Source organism: Xanthomonas sp. 3058 (assembly GCF_014199765.1).
GTDB lineage: Bacteria > Pseudomonadota > Gammaproteobacteria > Xanthomonadales > Xanthomonadaceae > Xanthomonas > Xanthomonas campestris_B.
Window position 1 is genome coordinate 566941 of sequence record NZ_JACHOF010000001.1, and the last position, 16453, is coordinate 583393.

At 65.8% G+C, this 16453-nt stretch carries 10 protein-coding genes and 1 pseudogene; 5 read left to right on the top strand and 6 right to left on the bottom strand.

Translation table 11 applies throughout. From position 1 onward, the window contains the following. Positions 1-125 precede the first annotated feature (125 nt). From GGR61_RS02710 to GGR61_RS02720, 3 genes are all read left to right on the top strand, one after another. Positions 126-1781, top strand: coding sequence for a carboxylesterase/lipase family protein (locus GGR61_RS02710; RefSeq protein ID WP_184620364.1), 1656 nt, complete (start codon positions 126-128; stop codon positions 1779-1781). A gap of 24 nt (positions 1782-1805) precedes the next feature. Further along, positions 1806-2660, top strand: a complete 855-nt coding sequence (locus GGR61_RS02715; protein ID WP_184620365.1) for an aldo/keto reductase — start codon at positions 1806-1808, stop codon at positions 2658-2660. A 218-nt stretch (positions 2661-2878) separates the two neighbouring features. Beyond that, positions 2879-4984, top strand: a complete 2106-nt coding sequence (locus tag GGR61_RS02720; RefSeq protein ID WP_184620366.1) for a catalase — start codon at positions 2879-2881, stop codon at positions 4982-4984. 827 nt (positions 4985-5811) lie between these two features. On the opposite strand, the gene GGR61_RS02725 is transcribed toward GGR61_RS02720, so the two are convergent. After that, positions 5812-6537 carry an AraC family transcriptional regulator gene (locus GGR61_RS02725; protein ID WP_184620367.1) on the bottom strand — a complete coding sequence of 242 codons (726 nt, stop codon included), beginning with the start codon at positions 6535-6537 and terminating at the stop codon, positions 5812-5814. A gap of 121 nt (positions 6538-6658) precedes the next feature. Beyond that, a complete protein-coding gene (locus GGR61_RS02730) occupies positions 6659-7129 on the bottom strand; it encodes a hypothetical protein (RefSeq protein WP_184407022.1) in 471 nt (156 codons plus the stop codon). A gap of 338 nt (positions 7130-7467) precedes the next feature. On the opposite strand from GGR61_RS02730, the gene GGR61_RS02735 reads away from it, so the two are divergent. Beyond that, positions 7468-7872, top strand: coding sequence for a hypothetical protein (locus tag GGR61_RS02735; RefSeq protein ID WP_260286865.1), 405 nt, complete (start codon positions 7468-7470; stop codon positions 7870-7872). Between the two features lie 104 nt (positions 7873-7976). Here GGR61_RS02735 and GGR61_RS02740 read toward each other — a convergent pair whose 3' ends face one another. The 4 genes and pseudogenes from GGR61_RS02740 to GGR61_RS20935 form a co-directional block, all read right to left on the bottom strand. Next, positions 7977-10097, bottom strand: a complete 2121-nt coding sequence (locus GGR61_RS02740; RefSeq protein ID WP_184620368.1) for a S9 family peptidase — start codon at positions 10095-10097, stop codon at positions 7977-7979. Positions 10098-10560: 463 nt separating this feature from the next. Next, on the bottom strand, positions 10561-11406 hold the full coding sequence (locus tag GGR61_RS02745; protein ID WP_184407020.1) for a transporter: 846 nt from the start codon (positions 11404-11406) through the stop codon (positions 10561-10563). Between the two features lie 536 nt (positions 11407-11942). Continuing rightward, entirely contained in the window at positions 11943-13913 is a 1971-nt protein-coding gene (locus tag GGR61_RS02750; protein WP_184620369.1) for an oligopeptide transporter, OPT family, read from the bottom strand. Positions 13914-13949: 36 nt separating this feature from the next. Then, positions 13950-14165: pseudogene (locus GGR61_RS20935) on the bottom strand (hypothetical protein); the annotation flags it as partial. 183 nt (positions 14166-14348) lie between these two features. Between GGR61_RS20935 and GGR61_RS02760 the strand changes: the two are divergent. Beyond that, a complete protein-coding gene (locus GGR61_RS02760) occupies positions 14349-16412 on the top strand; it encodes a pyrroloquinoline quinone-dependent dehydrogenase (protein WP_221237238.1) in 2064 nt (687 codons plus the stop codon). Positions 16413-16453: the final 41 nt, after the last annotated feature.

A 16453-nucleotide genomic window follows, 5' to 3' on the forward strand; every position in this document is an offset into this window, starting at 1 on the left:
GTCTACGCATTGCATCGCGCGCGACGTCATCGCCGCGCCATCGCGCGTTGACTCTTCCCTAAGCACGCACTTGCGATGCTGGCACGCCTCGACACATGGTAGGGCACGCAGTGATCAAGCTCGAGATGACCAGGCGCATACGCACGCTGACCTGCCTGCTGCTGGTGGGCTGCAGCGTCGCCGGTTGCACGCCCCGCCGGCCCGGCGCGGTGCCGGCCTTGGTGGAGGCACCGGACACGCAGCAAACCGTGGTGCGCACCGATACCGGTGCGGTACGTGGTGTGCACAACGCGCAGGGCGGCGCCTATCTGGGCATCCCGTTTGCAGCGCCCCCGGTCGGCGCGCTGCGCTTCCGCGCGCCGCAGCCAGCGCCCCAATGGAGCGGCGTGCGCGACGCTACCCGTGTGGGACCGGCCTGCCTGCCGCGCTATCGGTTCGGCCAGAAGGAGCTGTCCGAAGACTGCCTGACGCTCAACATCTACACGCCGCCCGGCCCTGCCCCCGCGCATCCGCGCGCAGTCATGGTGTGGATCTACGGCGGCGCGATGCAACTGGGCAGCAACGCCGACTACGACCTGAGCGCGCTGGCGGCACGCCAGGATGTGATCGTGGTCGCGCCCAATTATCGACTTGGCGTCTTCGGCTTCCTCGCGCATCCGGCCCTGCGTGGCGAAGGCGAAGGTGCCTACGCGCTGCTCGATCAACAGGCCGCCTTGCGCTGGGTACAACGCAACATCGGCGCATTCGGTGGCGATGCGCGCAATGTCACCGTATTCGGCGAATCCGCCGGCGCCTGGAGCATCTGCTCCCATCTCACCTCGCCGGGCGCCACCGGCTTGTTCCAGCGCGCGATCCTGCAGAGCGGCAGCTGCCTGGCCGGCGATTCGGGCCTGCCGCGCGTCGAGGCCGAACGCGGCGGTGTGCGCATGGCGCAGGCGCTCGGCTGCGATGGCGCGGCCGACGTTGCCGGTTGCCTGCGCGCACTGCCGGCCGACGCCTTGCTGGATGCCAAGCCGCAACGCCGCGGCCTGACCGGCGGAGATGCCTGGGCACCGATGGTCGGCGGCGACGTCCTGCCCGAGCCGCCGGAAACGGCGATCGCCAACGCAAGCCACGCACGCGTGCCGCTGCTGCTGGGCAGCAACCGCAATGAAGGACGTCTGTTTGCGCAACTGGCCTCCTATGTGGGCGGCTTCGTGTTGCGCAGCAGCTACCGCTCGCGCGTGCAGGGGATGCACGACGATCCGGCGGCGGTGCTTGCGCAGTACGCGGACGTCGCCGCGCGCTCGCGCTGGAGCGCCTACGCCGACATCGTCACCGATGGCGTCTTCGCCTGCCCCACCCGCCGGCTCGGCCACTTGTTGCGCGACCAGATGCCGGTGTATGCCTACGAATTCGACGACCCGCACGCGCCCTACGGCCTGTTGCGTCTGCCGTTCTCGCATCCGCTGGGCGCCTATCACGCCGCCGAACTGGTGTATCTGTTCCAGCGTCCTTGGGCACTCAGCGGCGAGCCGCAGTTCAGTCCGTCGCAGCACGCATTTGCCGACACGCTGCAGGATTACTGGGGCGCGTTTGCACGTACCGGCGATCCCAATGGCGCAGGCCGGCCACACTGGCCACGTTTCGATGGAAACACCCCATTGACGCTCTCGCCCGGCAGGATCGGCGCGACGCCCGACTTCGTGCAGCGTCATCGTTGTGCGTTCTGGGATGCACAAGCGCACGCTGCCACACACACGCCGGCGTCCGCTACCGCCGCGCATCCAACCTCGCAATGATCCACACCTCCACAGGAGTTACGCATGTCTGTCGCCACTTCCTTCCCCTGCCTCATGGTGCCGCTACGCAACGGGCGCAGCGTGCCCGCGCTGGGCCAGGGCTCGTGGAATCTGGGCCAGGGCCGGCATCCGCCGCAGCAGGAGATCGACGCGTTGCAGACCGGCCAGCAGCTAGGCATGCGCCTGATCGACACCGCCGAGATGTACGGCAACGGCCGTTCCGAGCAGTTGATCGGCCAGACCATCGACAGCGCACAGGCACCGTACCTGGTGTCGAAGGTATTGCCGAGCAATGCGAGCGCGCGCGGCATTGCGCGTGCCTGCGAAGCCAGCCTGCAGCGGCTTGGCGTGCGCACGCTGGATCTGTATCTGCTGCATTGGCGCGGCGGCAGCGATCTTGCCGAGGTGGTCGACGCGTTCGAGGCGCTGCGCGATGCTGGCAAGATCCGCGATTGGGGCGTGTCGAATTTCGATGTCGACGATATGCAGGATCTGTGGCGCATCGATGGCGGGCAGCGCTGCCTGGTCAATCAAGTGCTCTATCACGCCGGCAGCCGCGGTATCGAATTCGATCTGCTGCCGTGGTGCGCCGACCATGAGGTGACGGTCATGGCGTACTCGCCACTGGGGAGCCGCGCCTTGCTCGATCATCCAGTGCTGCATGCCATCGGTGCACGGCGTGGCGTTGCAGCCACTGCGGTGGCATTGGCCTGGGCAATCCGCAGCGGCCAGGTGATCGCCATCCCCGAATCGGGCACGCCCGCACACGTGCGTGAAAACGCCGCAGCATGCACATTGCAGCTGGATGCGCAGGATCTTGCCGCACTCGATAGCGCGTTCCCGCCGCCAACGCGCAAGCAGCCGCTGGATCTGCTGTAGATCAAACACCGCACGCTGGGTCACGCAGACCGTGCATGTGGCGGTGTTCGCATCATGCGCGTGGTGTGTTGGCATTGCACAGCGCGCGGTAGCGCACGCTTTGCGTCGTGACGCAAGCATGTGAGTGTTTGCTCGCATGTAGACACATCCGTTTAACAGCGCCGCTCCCAGGCTCGGTTGGATAGCTCGCATCCCAGCCCGCCAACGTGGAGTCCCCCATGGCCAAGTCCCCAAGCAAACCCGCACAGGTTCCTTCTGTCGGCAGTTCCGCCAGCGCGCAAGAGTTGCGCGGCACCGGCGACGAACTGCACCAGAAAGCCGGCGGCTCGCATCCGCAATTGACCACCAACCAGGGCATCCCGGTTGGCGATAACCAGAACTCGCTGCGCGCCACGCCGCGTGGGCCGACGTTGCTGGAAGACTTCATCCTGCGCGAGAAGATCACCCACTTCGATCACGAGCGCATCCCCGAGCGCATCGTGCATGCACGCGGCAGCGCGGCGCATGGCTATTTCGAGCTGACCAAGTCGTTGAGCCAGTACACCACCGCCAAGATCTTTACCGAGGTTGGCGAAAAAACCCCGCTGTTTACGCGCTTTTCCACCGTTGCAGGTGGCGCCGGCTCGGTGGACACGCCGCGCGACGTGCGCGGATTCGCGGTCAAGTTCTATACCAAGGAAGGCAACTGGGATCTTGTCGGCAATAACATCCCGGTGTTCTTCATCCAGGATGCGATGAAGTTCCCGGACCTGATCCATGCGGTGAAGATGGAACCGGACCGCGGTTTTCCGCAGGCAGCCAGCGCGCATGACACGTTCTGGGATTTCATCTCGCTCACCCCCGAATCGATGCACATGATCATGTGGGCGATGAGCGACCGCACGATTCCGCGTTCGCTACGCATGATCGAAGGCTTCGGCATCCACAGCTTCCGCTTCCTCAACGAAGCCGGCGACAGCACCTTCGTCAAGTTCCATTGGCGTCCCAAGCTGGGTCTGCAGTCCACGATCTGGGACGAGGCAGTCAAGATCGCCGGCGCAGACCAGGACTTCCATCGTCGTGATCTGTTCGAATCGATCCAGAACGGCGATTTCCCCGAATGGGAACTGGGCGTGCAGTTGTTTACCGAGGCGCAGGCCGAGGCGTTCCCGTTCGACCATCTGGATTCGACCAAGGTCATTCCCGAAGAATTGGTACCGCTGCAGATCGTCGGCCGCATGGTGCTGGACCGCTGGCCGGACAACTTCTTCGCCGAAACCGAGCAGGTGGCCTATTGCCCGGCCAACATCGTGCCCGGCATCGACTTCAGCAACGACCCGCTGCTGCAGGGTCGCCTGTTCTCGTATCTGGATACGCAGTTGAGCCGCCTGGGTGGACCCAACTTCCATCAGATTCCGGTCAACGCGCCCAAGTGCCCGTTCGCCAATAATCAGCGCGATGGGCATATGCAGATGGGCGTCCCCAAGGGCCGTGTCGCCTACGAGCCAAGCTCGCTGCAGGCCGATGCACCCCGTGAGGCGCTGCGTGGATTCCCCAGCCATGCAACGCCGGCCGAAGACGGCGCCAAGGGCCGCGTGCGCGCAGAAAGTTTTGCCGATCACTACAGCCAGGCGCGGATGTTCTTCCGCAGCCAGAGCGCACCGGAACAGGCCCATATGGCATCGGCGCTGGTGTTTGAGTTGTCCAAGGTGGAGACCGCGCACGTGCGCGAAGCCATCGTTGGCCACCTGCGCCACATCGACCCGACGCTGGCGCAGCGCGTGGCCGATGGCATGGGCATGACCACGTTGCCGCCGGCGCCGCCGGCTGCGGTTGCGCCGACCGATATGCCGTTGTCGCCGGCCTTGCAGCTGATCGGCAAGATGAAGGACACCTTGCAGGGCCGCACGGTGGGCATCCTCATTCACGATGGATCCGACGCAGCGGCGATCAAGGCGGTGCGCAAGGCTGCCGAAGCTGCGGGTGCCACAGTGAAAATCGTCGCGCCGAAAGTGGGCGGCGCCAAGCTCAGCGACGGCAAGCAACTGGCCGCCGACGGCCAATTGGCAGGCACACCCTCGGTGGTGTTCGATGCGGTGGCGGTGCTGTTGTCCTCGGAAGCAGCCAAGGCGCTGACACGCGAATCGGCAGCACTGGACTTCGTCAGCCATGCCTGGGCCCATCTGAAGGCGATTGCATACGACGATGGCGCGCAGCTACTGCTGAAGGCCGGCAATGTCGGCAAGGACGCGGGCGTGATTGCAGCGGCCGATACCAAGGCCTTCATCACTGCCGCCAAGACCCGCCAGTGGGCACGCGAGCCGAAGGTGCGCATGCTGGCGTAACCGTATCCGCAGAGGCTGCACAGGCTTGGGCGCGAACGATTCTACGTCGTTCGCGCCCAAGTCGTTTATGCGGGCAGCAACTCATCTTCAGCAGTAGACCAACGCGTCCTATGCAACGGCCAGCCTTCAGCCATTCTCTTGGCCGCGTCTAATAAACGACGCTGCGATTTGGAATCCTGGCTGCCTTTACGTCGTTGCGCCTTCTTGTCTTTGGGGTGTTGGCACGCGCGGATAGGCCAGCTGTAGAGCAGCGGGCTGCGACTCGGCTGCAAGGCCCTTCCCCGCCCACCGTCGCGGGACACGCCGCAAGTACGTCCTTGTAGGCTCTTACGCGGCATCCATGCCGCGTAAGGTCCCGCGCCGGTGGGCGGGCAAGGACCAGTCAAGATGGTCGGTTTGCAAGGTTGCAAGCAAGAGCATGAGGTGCGCTGGGCGGATCACTCTGGGACCGACTGGCTTCTTACTGCCTTCCCATTGCAGCGGAATAGCCGACAGACCTTCAACACGTGACCTCTCAACTTTTCATCTGCCAGGCTGAGCAACAAGCTTTCAGGAAAACAGCCGACCAACTGTCTGGTGCGGTGTCCTCGCCGCTTGCGGGACCGTGTGGCGGCATGGATGCCGCCACCGAGCCTCCACGGACGGATTCACGGCGTGTCCCGCAAGCGGTGGGGGCACCGCACACTCGACGAACCAGGCTTTTGGCTGCATCCACCAAACGAGAGTGCAACCTGGAATCTCGATGGATTCACGCAGTGCTCGGCAAGCGGTAAGAGGACCGCGTGCTCGACTAACTCAGCTGCTGAGCAGTCGTCTTGTCAGACAAGCTAAGCCGGTTCTGCAGGAAACTGCGCAGCGTTCGCCAGCGCGCGGTACTCGCGCGGCGTCATGCCCGCCGCCAGCTTGAATTGCCGCGCAAAGGCGCTCTGGTCGCTGAAACCGCAGGCATGCCCGATCTCGGTGAGACTCTTGTTCCCGTGCAGCAGATGCATCGCCATCTGCAGGCGCAGCTTGGCCAGCACCTGTTGCGGAGTCAGCTGGAACACCTTGCGGAACGAGCGCTGCAGCTTGGACATCGAAAACCCGGTGATTTCCACCAGCACCTGCATGCGTACGTTCTGCGCGTAGTTGGCGTTGAGGTACGCCAGCGCAAGCCGCAGTTTTTCATACTGCGATGCGTGCCCGTCCTGCGGCCCCAGATCGCGCGAGATGCCGATGATGCCCTGCACCTTGCCGTCGACCAGCAGCGGACGTTTGCAGGTCAGGCACCAGCCCGGTTCGCGGTTGGCGAACAGGTGCAGCTCCAACAGGTTGTCGATGACCGCACCGGCCAGCACCTGCTCGTCCTGATTGGCGTAATTGGCGCCCAGGCCGCTGGGATACACCTCGGCAACGCGCTTGCCGATCAACTCCTTGCGCGACTTCAGCCCCAACCGCCGCAGCATGGTCTGGTTGACGTGGGTATAGCGGCCCTCGCGATCCTTGACGAAGAACAGCACGTCCGGCACGGCATCGAACAACGCTTCCAGATCGGCAGGGTCGATGCTCTTCATGCAGGAGGTCATGCAGGACGGGACTCGGGATCAGGAAAGACGCAGCTGGCGATGACGCGCGCCACCGATGCAGGCCGCAGCGCCATGATACGCCGCGCGCGGCAGACGCCGGCGCACTGCCTCAGCGCGGGTTGTCGGCCACGTTGGACGCAGCCGGCGCAGCCTTGCTGTCCACCGCCGCTGCAGTGGTGTTGCCGATGCGATCCAACGGCACCTGCTGCGCGCGCCAGCCACTGACAACCGCCGCACCGGACTGTGAGCCGATCTGCACCTGCAGGCGCGCACTGCCGCCGGGCGCAATGAACTCGATGGCGCAATCGCCGGCGGCCATGCAGCTGTCGGCGGCGAGCGGATCCACGAGCTGCCAGCCTTGCTCCATCACCGCCTGCGCGAACGCGCGGTAGCCCATGCCGGACTTCAGCGTAGCCGGCAGCGGCACCCCCGGATCGCTGACCGCCGCATCGGTGCCGACAGCGGCAGCCGCAGACACGGGGGCACGCGCAGCAACGGCCGTGGGCCGCGATGCGGCATTCAGGGCAGGACTACAGATTAGGGCGAGCGCCCACAATGAGGGGCGGAACAACATGCGCATGCAAACGGTCCTTGCGATCCTGGCAGGGAACTGAGGAAGTTAAGGAATCGCTATTTTGACATGGCTTGCTTGCTGCGGCACTGCTGTCTCCTGCGGGCATTCAGCCAGATGCGTTGAACCAGGCCACCTCGGCCTGCCGCAAGCGGACGCATGCTTTAAAAGGCGCCGTCGACCTCAGCGCACCTGTCCCTCCGAACATCGTCTGGCGGGCAATGCACGACTACCTGGCGCATGCCCCAGGTCGAAGTCCGAACCATCCCGATCCAAGGCTGACACAGCGCAGAGTCGCCATCTCCGCAGGCGCGTTGCATCCTTGTGGTTTGACCGTGGAGTACCCGATGCTCGATACCACCTCTCCCGCATATGCGGTCGGCCAGCTCTGGCGCTGCCGTGGGCGTACCGCGACGGAGATGCCGCTGGTGCTGATCAACCAGATCGATGTGCATCCCCACGGCGGCCAGATCCTGCACGTGAGTATCAGCGACATCCAGGTGCGTCACGCAGGATTGCCCGATGGGATTCTCGACACGCTGCCGCACATCCCGATGATCGCGCAGGCCCTGGAGCGCAGCGCTGCCGAACACGTCGGCAATGCCGCGCCCAATCAGGATTACCTGCCGGGCCATGCAGAATGGGAAGCCGCCTTCGACGCCGGCAATGCCGGCTCGTTCGGGATCGCCGTGGCGGAGATCCTGCACATCGTGGAAGGCCAGTTAGCCAAACGCGATCAGCTGCCGAACTGAGCAAGCCGAACGAACGCCTTGCGACACGCAGTACAGACCAGGCCGTCACGCGTCATAAGCTCACCCATCGGCACGCCGCTCCGGGCGACGTGCCGATCATGGCCTCACTGACCGATATGCTGCTTCAGCCAGCTGTTGACGGTGTCGTGCCACAGCACGCTGTTGTCCGGCTTGAGCACCCAGTGGTTCTCGTCCGGGAAGTACAGGAACTTGGAGTCGATGCCCTTGCGCTGCAGCGCGGTGAAGGCGGCAAGGCCCTGCTCGACCGGGATGCGGAAATCCTGCTGGCCGTGGATCACCAGCATCGGCACCTTCCACTTGTCCACGTGCAGCACCGGGTTGAACTTCTCGTAGCCGGCCGGGTTCTGCCACGGCGTGCCGCCGTTTTCCCATTCGCTGAACCACAGTTCCTCGGTGGCGTAGCCCATGGTGCGGTTGTCGAACACGCCGTCGTGATCGACCAGGCACTTCCACGGCTGGTTCCAGTTGCCGGCCATCCAATAGACCATGTAGCCGCCGTAGCTGGCGCCCAGCGCACAGGCCTTGTCGCCGTTGAGGAAGCCGTATTGTTTCTGCGCGGCGGCCCAGCCTTTTTGCAGGTCTTCCAGCGGGCGGTCGCCCCAATGCTGGCTGATCGCATCGGTGAAGTCCTGGCCGTAGCCGGTGGAGCCGTGGAAGTCGATCATCACCACCGCGTAGCCCTGCCCGGCATAGGTCTGCGGATTCCAGCGATTGCTCCAGCCGTTGCCGAAGCTGCCCTGCGGCCCGCCGTGGATCAGGAACGCCACCGGGTAGGTCTTGCCTTCCTGGTAGTTGTACGGCTTGACCACGTAGCCGTGCACGGTGTCGTTGTTCCAGCCCTTGAACTGGAATTGCTCGTAGTCGCCGAACTGCACGTCCGGCAGCAGTTCGCTCGCGCTCTGGGTGATCGCACGCAGGCCCTGGCCCTGCACATCGCTGACAAAGACCTGGTCGCCGCTCTTGAGCGAATTGCGCGTAAACGCCAGCGTATTGCCGACCAGGGTCGGCGCATGCACGCTGCCCTCGCCCACCAGCTTGGTCGCCTCGCCGCTGGCGATATCGATCTTGAACAGCGGATGCTCGCCCAGGTCGTCGGCACTGGTGTAGAGACTGGCGCCATCGTCGCTCAACACGATCTCGCCGGCCGAACGGTCCCACTTGGGCGCGATCTCGCGGGTCTTGCCGCTGGCCAGCTCCATCGCCATCAGGCCGAAGCGGTCGGCTTCGAAACCGGGGCGCTTCATCGCGCGGTAGTACAGCGTCTTGCCGTCGGCACTGAACACCGGGCCGGCATCCCAGGCCGGGTTGGACGCGGTCAGATTGACCGGGGCAGCCTTGCCGCCGGCATCCAGGCGGTACAGGTCGAAGTTGGTCTGCCACGACTCGTCGTTGCCGGTGGCCTTGTCGCCGGCCTGGGCCTTCTTCGAGGTGCCGGGGCCGAATGCCTGCGGCACGCGCACGCTGGCGACCACGCTGCTGCCATCCGGCGACCAGGCGTAATCGTCGTTGCCGCCGAACGGCTTGGACGGCGCATCGCCGGCCAGCGTGGCGCTGATCGCCGAGGCACCGACGACCGGCTTGGCACCGGCAACGGGCAGGTCGGCGACAAACAGCGTGTTGCGGCGGCCGTCGTTCCAGGTATCCCAATGCCGCACGAATAACTGGTCGTACACCACCCCGCTGGCCTTGGCGTTCTTGACGCTAGCGAGCTTGGTCTTGGTGCAGCCCAGGTCCGAGCCGCAGTCCTGGAACACCGCGGCACTGAAGGCGATGCGCTTGCCGTCCGGCGCGAGCTTGTAGCTGTCCAGGTCCACCGCAAAGGCGGTCAGCTGCTGCGGGGTGCCGCCGGCCAGCGGCTGCGCGTACAGCTGCTGGGTACCGGATTTACTGCTGAGGAAGTACACCGTCTTGCCGTCCGGCGACAGCGCCGGGCTGTTGACGTTCCAGCCCTCGGGGGTCAGCCGCTTGGGCGGTGCCGCATCGCGGGTGCGCAGGTTGCGCACCCACAGGCCGGTAGCCGGCTTGCCATTGCCGCTCTTGGCTTGGCGCTTGGCGAACACCAGCACACTGCCATCGGGGCTGAGCGTGGGCGAGGACACCCGGTCCATCGCCACCATGTCGCGCACATCGAAACCGCGCGCGGCGGCCAGGCTTGGCAAGGCAGTCAACAGACACAGGGGCAGCACGGCGTAACGAAGCTTCATCGAGAGTTCCTGCAACGGCAAAACGTCGATGGTAGGCGTTGCTGCGGCGCACGCGCAAAGACTTGCGCTTGCGTCTGCCTGCGCGGTCGCGTGGGCGTCGCCTCGTGCATGGAATCACGCGCGTCAGCGCCGCGACCGGAAGCCAAGGCGTGTGCTGTCGAACGCGCATGGCCGTCGCGCGTGGCGGCATGGGTCATGCGGCCAGCAAGCTGATGACGCCAGCCAGGCACGCTTGACGCGTGCGCGCTGTGTTGGATGGGTGATTGCAACAGTCGCCACTACGTTGAGAAGGGCTTCCCATGCGGCCGCTCCCGCTCGGCGTTGTTCAAGCATCGGCAGCGCCGGCGTGCCGCGTACGGGTGTTGCGAGGCGCCAGTCGAACTGGCGCCTCGCAACCTTGACCATGCGTCTCAAGCAGTGTGCACGTCCCGGCAACTCACCCTGCCCTGACGCACCACACGCATCAGAAGCGGTGCGCCAACCCTACATACACCTGTGCATCCGGGGTGCGGTCGTTGAGGCCGAAGTTGGCGCCCACGTCCAGTTGCAACAGCGGGTTGATCAGATACGCAGCGGCGATGTCGGCCGAATACTGTTCGATGGTTCCGGCAGGGTCGCGATTGATCGAGGACCACACTTCAACCGCCATCGACAGCTTGGGCGTCAGCGGGCGCGCCAGGTTGATCGCATTGATCACCGCGATGTGATTGCCGCTGCCATCGCTGTCGGCCAGCCAGTCGACCTCCGGGCCGAAGGTCAACGAGAAGCTGTTGGGCAAGGCGAAGTTGATCGGCAGCGCGATGCCGCCTTCCCACTCGTCGTTGCCCAGGCCGGTGCGCGCGGTAGGCGCCTTGACGAACGGCAGCACCGCGACGGTGGCGGTATCGCTCTCGTAGAACCGCGCCTTCATGCGCAGATAGATGTCGCCACCGCCGCTCAGGCTGCTGCGTGCGCCGGTGGCGCGATCGGTGGTCTTGACCTGCAGCTGCGGCGCCCAGTTGAGCTGCAGATCGATGCGGTCGCTGACGCCGTATTTGAGCGTGGGATTGGTGAACACCGAGGTTTCGATGCGTGTGCCGGGCTGGCTGTCGCGGGTGTAGCTGCCGATGTCGGTTTCCAGCTGCCAGGCGCCGGTCGGCACGGTACAGGTGGAATTGGCCTTGGTCGGCCGGTCGGTGCACAGCGCCGCTTCGGTGGCGTCTTGCGCCTGCGCTTGCGTGGCCAGGCCGCACAGCACGCCGGCCATGGCGATGGCCAGCACAGGGATGCGCGGTGCGCGGGAAGAGGAACGGGGAATAACAGTCAGCATTGCAGTAACTCCATGGCAGAGCGCTGGATCGATGACACGACAAACCAGCAGTGAGTGGGTGGGTGGGGGTGCGCGTGGAGAGGTGGATCGACTGCACGACGCCGGAATGGCAGCGTCTGGTCGATCCTATCGAACTGTCGAGCTCACAAGACAAAAAGCGGCCGCAACCGCACGTTGGAAGAGACGCAGTGTGATTGGGCTAACGTTTTTTGTCGGCAGCAGCGGCGGCGCGATGGCCTACGGCGCGGAGATCAGCGGGTCGATCGAGGCATGCGGCAGCCGTAACGCATCATCCGTGCGGGAGACGGCACGATACGGAGCGGCGGCATAAAGGCGCTATGCATGAGCGCTGGATCTGGCATAAAGCCGGCGCAAAGACAGGCTGCAGACGACGAAGTGCGGTCTGGGACAGTCGATGGGTCTGCGGCGGCGGTGCGTGGGTAGGGACAGATGGCAGCGGCATGCGCTGCGGGCAGGTCGCCTTGCGCGCCTGCCAGGACGGCGCATGCATCGCATGCGCCGTGTCTGTCAAAGGCTCAGGCCGCCTGTTCGCCGCGCTTGCCGACGCGATACAGCAGCCAGCCGACCAGGGCGAGAATGGCCAGGCCGAACCATTGGTTGAGCTGCAGGCTGGCCGGCAGCGCCAGCACATCGGCACGACTGGACAGCACGATCGGCACCGCGATCGCGATACCCATCAACGCCTCGCCAGTGATCAGGCCGGCAGCAAACAGCACGCCCGGACGATGCACGCGGTCGCGGCCGTCTTCGTCATCGGCACGGATCTTGTGGAAGCGCTCCACCAGATGCGCGATCAGGCCACCGACAAAGATCGGCACCATCAGTTCCAACGGCAGATAGATACCGATCGCGGCAGCCAGCACCGGCACGCGGAAGCGCTTGCCGGTGGCCTTCAACCACTCGTCCAGCGCGATGATGGCCGCCCCGACGCCGGCACCGATGGCGATCATCGACCACGGCAGCTGGCCGCCGAACAGCCCCTTGGCGACCGAAGCCATCAACGTGGCCTGCGGCGCAGCGAGCGAGTTGGGATGCTGCGGCGTGGCCGGGCCAATGCCGTAGGCCTGCGCGAGCAGGTTCAACACCGGCGCCATGATCAGCGCGCAGGAGAACGCACCGATGGCCAGCATCAGCTGCTGCTTCCACGGCGTGGCCCCGACCAGATAGCCGGCCTTGAGATCCTGCAGGTTGTCGCCGCCCACCGCCGCCGCGCAGCACACCACTGCGCCGATCATAATTGCCGCCACCGCGCCCAACGGCGCCGCGCCGATGCCGACCGGCACCAACCCGTCCTTGCCGAGCAACAGCACCAGCACCGCCGAGGCGAACAGGATGGTGGAAATGGTGATGCCCGACACCGGGTTGTTGGACGAGCCGATCAAGCCGGCCAGATAGCCGGACACCGACACGAACAGAAAGCCGGCCACGACCATGATGATGGTCATCGGGATCGACACGTGCCACTGCTGCACGATGGCCTGGTACAGGCCGAGCAGCGGCAAGGTGCACAGCACCAGCGCCACCAGCATCCACTTCATCGGCAGGTCGCGCTCGGTCTCGGCGACCACACCGCCACCGCTCTTGCGTGCGGCGGCGAAGCCGCTCTTGACGCCGGACAACAGCGACTTGCGCAGCGAGAACAGCGTCCACACGCCGCCGATCAGCATCGCGCCGACACCCAGGTAGCGGATCTTCGCGCCCCAGATGCCGAACGCCGCATCGGCTGCCGGCGCACCCACCAGGCTCTGCGCCAATGCCGGGTCCGAGCCCATGAAAAACTGCTGATATAGCGGAATGGCGATATGCCAGGACAGGATCGAGCCGGACAGCACCACGATGCCGACGTTCAAGCCGACGATGTAGCCCACGCCCAGCAGTGCCGGCGACAGGTTGGTGCCCAGATAGCCGACCAGCCGGCTGCTGCCCAGATATGTGGCCTGCGCCCAGGTATCGGGAATCACCCGCAGGCCGCTGGCCGCGCCCAGCTTGACCAGCGCACCGATGGCGCCGGACATGGCCAGGATCTTCAGACCCGGGCCGGGGTTGTCGCCGGCCTTGAGCACTTCGGCTGCGGCCTTGCCCTCGGGAAACGGCAGCGGATCCTCGACGATCATCGAGCGCCGCAGCGGCACCGAGAACAGCACGCCGAGCAGGCCGCCCATGCCGGCGATGCCGAGCACCCACCAGTACTTGAAGTCCGGCCAGTAGCCCATGATCACCAGCGCGGGGATGGTGAAGATCACCCCGGCGGCGATCGACGAGCCGGCCGAGGCACCGGTCTGGACGATGTTGTTTTCCAGGATGGTGCCGCCGCCAAGCAGGCGCAGCACGCCCATCGACACCACCGCGGCCGGAATGGCGGTGGCGATGGTCAGGCCGGCGAACAGGCCCAGATAGGCGTTGGCGGCCGAAAGCACCACCGCCAGCACGATGGCCAGCACGACGGCGCGGAAGGTGAGCTGGCGCGGTTGCGCGTCGTGGCGCATTGGGCATTCCCCTGTAGGCAAAAAATCCGCACCACGCTAGCGCTTACGCCTACGCGAGTCCAGCTGCGGCGCGGCGTGACAGGGCGCCCGCCGTGTCGACAACGTCCCCGCAATTTTGATCATGCACTTCATGTTGTAGGCCAACACGGCCAGGCGGATCTCCGTCCTGACCTTTGGAAGCGTCTTGGTCAGCAATGGCGTCGTGCCCAGCCACGCCTTGAGCGTGCCGAACACATGCTCCACGGTCGCTTTCGCTTCGCGCGAACAGGCCGCCATGTAGCCGTGGCGGCCTGTTCGTCCCCGCGTTCGCCCCCGAATTCCCGCGTTTGGTCCCAGAAATCCGGGGGACGGTCACTTGCTGGTGGCAAATAGTGGATGGCGATGCCCAGACTGGCGTCCAACGATCCTGTGGAACGAGATATGCGGGAATGGAGCATGGTGGTAACGGCGCTGTGGCTGTCACTGCTGGCGGGTGCCAGCGTGGCGGCCGAAGGCAACTGGGCGCACTACGGCGGCGCGCCGGGGGGCGGCCAGTATTCGCCGCTGACCCAGATCACTCCGCACAACGTCGGCCGGCTTAAGGTCGCCTGGTCCTTCCACACCGGCGAAAAAGGCGCAGGGCTGCCTGACCCGGATCGGATGCGGTTCGAGGCCAATCCGCTGGTCATCGACGGGCGCATGTACCTGACCACCGGCACTGACATCGTGTTCGCCCTGGATGCGGCCACCGGGGCCAAGTTGTGGACCTTCGACCCCAAAGTTCCACGCAACAAACGCTATGGCGACCCCGCCTCGCGCGGGGTCAGCTATTGGCGCGACCCACAGGCGCCGGCCGGCGCGGCCTGCGCCGAGCGCATCGTGCTGGGCACCCTGGATGCCCGGTTACTGGCGGTGGACGCGCGCGATGGCAAGCCCTGCGCCGCGTTCGGCCAGAACGGCAGCGTTGACCTGCGCCAGGGCATCTACATTCCGCAGGAGGATTCGAACTGGAGCAATTATGCGGTGACTTCGCCGCCGGTGATCGCCGACGGCGTGCTGGTGACCGGCAGTTCGATTGGTGACAACCGCGCCCACCACGAGGAACAGGGCGTGGTCCGCGGCTATGACGTGCGTAGCGGCCGCGAGCTGTGGCGCTGGGATCCGGTGCCGCGCCGACCGGACGATCCGCGCGCCAGCGACTGGCAGGCCGAGCAGGCGGCCACCGTCGGCGCGGCCAATGCCTGGCCTCCGCTGTCGGTGGACCCGGCGCTGGGCCTGGTCTACGTGCCCACCGGTTCGGCCAGCCCGGATTTCTACGGCGGCCAGCGCCTTGGCGACAACCGCGATGCCAATTCGCTGGTGGCGCTGGAAGTGAAAACCGGCCGCCGCATCTGGGCGCAACAGTTGGTCCATCACGACATGTGGGATTACGACCTGGCTTCGCAGCCGGCGCTGGCCACGGTGCAGACCACGCAGGGTCCACGCGATGCGGTGCTGCAAGCGACCAAGACCGGGTTCCTGTTCGCCTTTGACCGGCGTACCGGCGCGCCGGTGTTCCCGATCAGCGAAGTGCCAGTGCCGGCCTCCGACGTGCCCGGCGAACAGGCATCGCCAACCCAGCCCATGCCAGAGCCCGCGCTGCGCCTGGCCAAGATGGCCGCGCTGACTGCGGCCGATGCGTGGGGCCCGACGCCAGGCGAACGCAGGGCCTGCCAGGCATTGATGAGCGGCCTGCGTTCAGAAGGCATCTTTACTCCACCCAGCGTGCGCGGAACGATTGCCTCGCCCGGCTGGGCTGGCGGGGTGAACTGGGGCGGCATCGCGATCGACCCGCAGCGCCAGCTGGCGATTCTGCCGGTAATGGACCTGCCGATGCAGATGGCGTTGATCCCGCGTGCTCGCTTCGACTGGAAGGACGAGAAGAACTTCCCGCGACAGGACTTCAACGGCATGGAAGGCACCCCCTATGGCTTGCGTCGCGGCGCGTTGCTCTCGCCCAATGGCACGCCGTGCGTGGCGCCGCCGTGGGGCAAGCTGGTTGCGGTGGACCTGCGCACGCGCACCGTGGCCTGGGAGCGTCCGTTGGGCTCGCTGGAAGAGCGGCTGCCGTGGCTGCCCCTCAACGTCGGCATGCCGCTTCTGGGCGGTGCGGTGACCACCGCCAGCGGGCTGACCTTTATCGCCGCTGCCGAAGATTCGCACCTGCGTGCTTTTGATACCGCGACGGGAAAGCCGCGCTGGGATAGCAAGCTCCCCGCCGGCGGCAACGCGACGCCGGCGGTGTATGCAGTGGCAGGCAGGCAATACGTTGCCATTGCCGCAGGCGGGCGCGAGGATTTCGGCAAACTTGGCGATGCGGTGGTGGTTTACACCCTCGATGGCACTGGCGCAGACCTGGTGTTCCAGCACGGCATCGCACTGCGCATGAGCGTGCTGGCGAGCGTCGGTGTGCTGTTGCTTGCGGCGCTGGTCAGCGTGCCGGTGTGGTGGCTGCGCCGTCGGCGTGCCCGGCGCCGTTGAGAGGCGGGCCCGCCGGCCCTACAAGGCCTTGCGCCGCACCG

Excerpts from the sequence above, each read along its gene's own strand:
- GGR61_RS02725 (WP_184620367.1), bottom strand. The coding sequence starts at position 6,537 with ATGAAGAGCATCGACCCTGCCGATCTGGAAGCGTTGTTCGATGCCGTG.
- GGR61_RS02710 (WP_184620364.1), top strand. The coding sequence starts at position 126 with ATGACCAGGCGCATACGCACGCTGACCTGCCTGCTGCTGGTGGGCTGC.
- GGR61_RS02730 (WP_184407022.1), bottom strand. The coding sequence starts at position 7,129 with ATGCGCATGTTGTTCCGCCCCTCATTGTGGGCGCTCGCCCTAATCTGT.
- GGR61_RS02715 (WP_184620365.1), top strand. The coding sequence starts at position 1,806 with ATGTCTGTCGCCACTTCCTTCCCCTGCCTCATGGTGCCGCTACGCAAC.
- GGR61_RS02735 (WP_260286865.1), top strand. The coding sequence starts at position 7,468 with ATGCTCGATACCACCTCTCCCGCATATGCGGTCGGCCAGCTCTGGCGC.
- GGR61_RS02750 (WP_184620369.1), bottom strand. The coding sequence starts at position 13,913 with ATGCGCCACGACGCGCAACCGCGCCAGCTCACCTTCCGCGCCGTCGTG.
- GGR61_RS02720 (WP_184620366.1), top strand. The coding sequence starts at position 2,879 with ATGGCCAAGTCCCCAAGCAAACCCGCACAGGTTCCTTCTGTCGGCAGT.
- GGR61_RS02740 (WP_184620368.1), bottom strand. The coding sequence starts at position 10,097 with ATGAAGCTTCGTTACGCCGTGCTGCCCCTGTGTCTGTTGACTGCCTTG.
- GGR61_RS02760 (WP_221237238.1), top strand. The coding sequence starts at position 14,349 with ATGGTGGTAACGGCGCTGTGGCTGTCACTGCTGGCGGGTGCCAGCGTG.
- GGR61_RS02745 (WP_184407020.1), bottom strand. The coding sequence starts at position 11,406 with ATGCTGACTGTTATTCCCCGTTCCTCTTCCCGCGCACCGCGCATCCCT.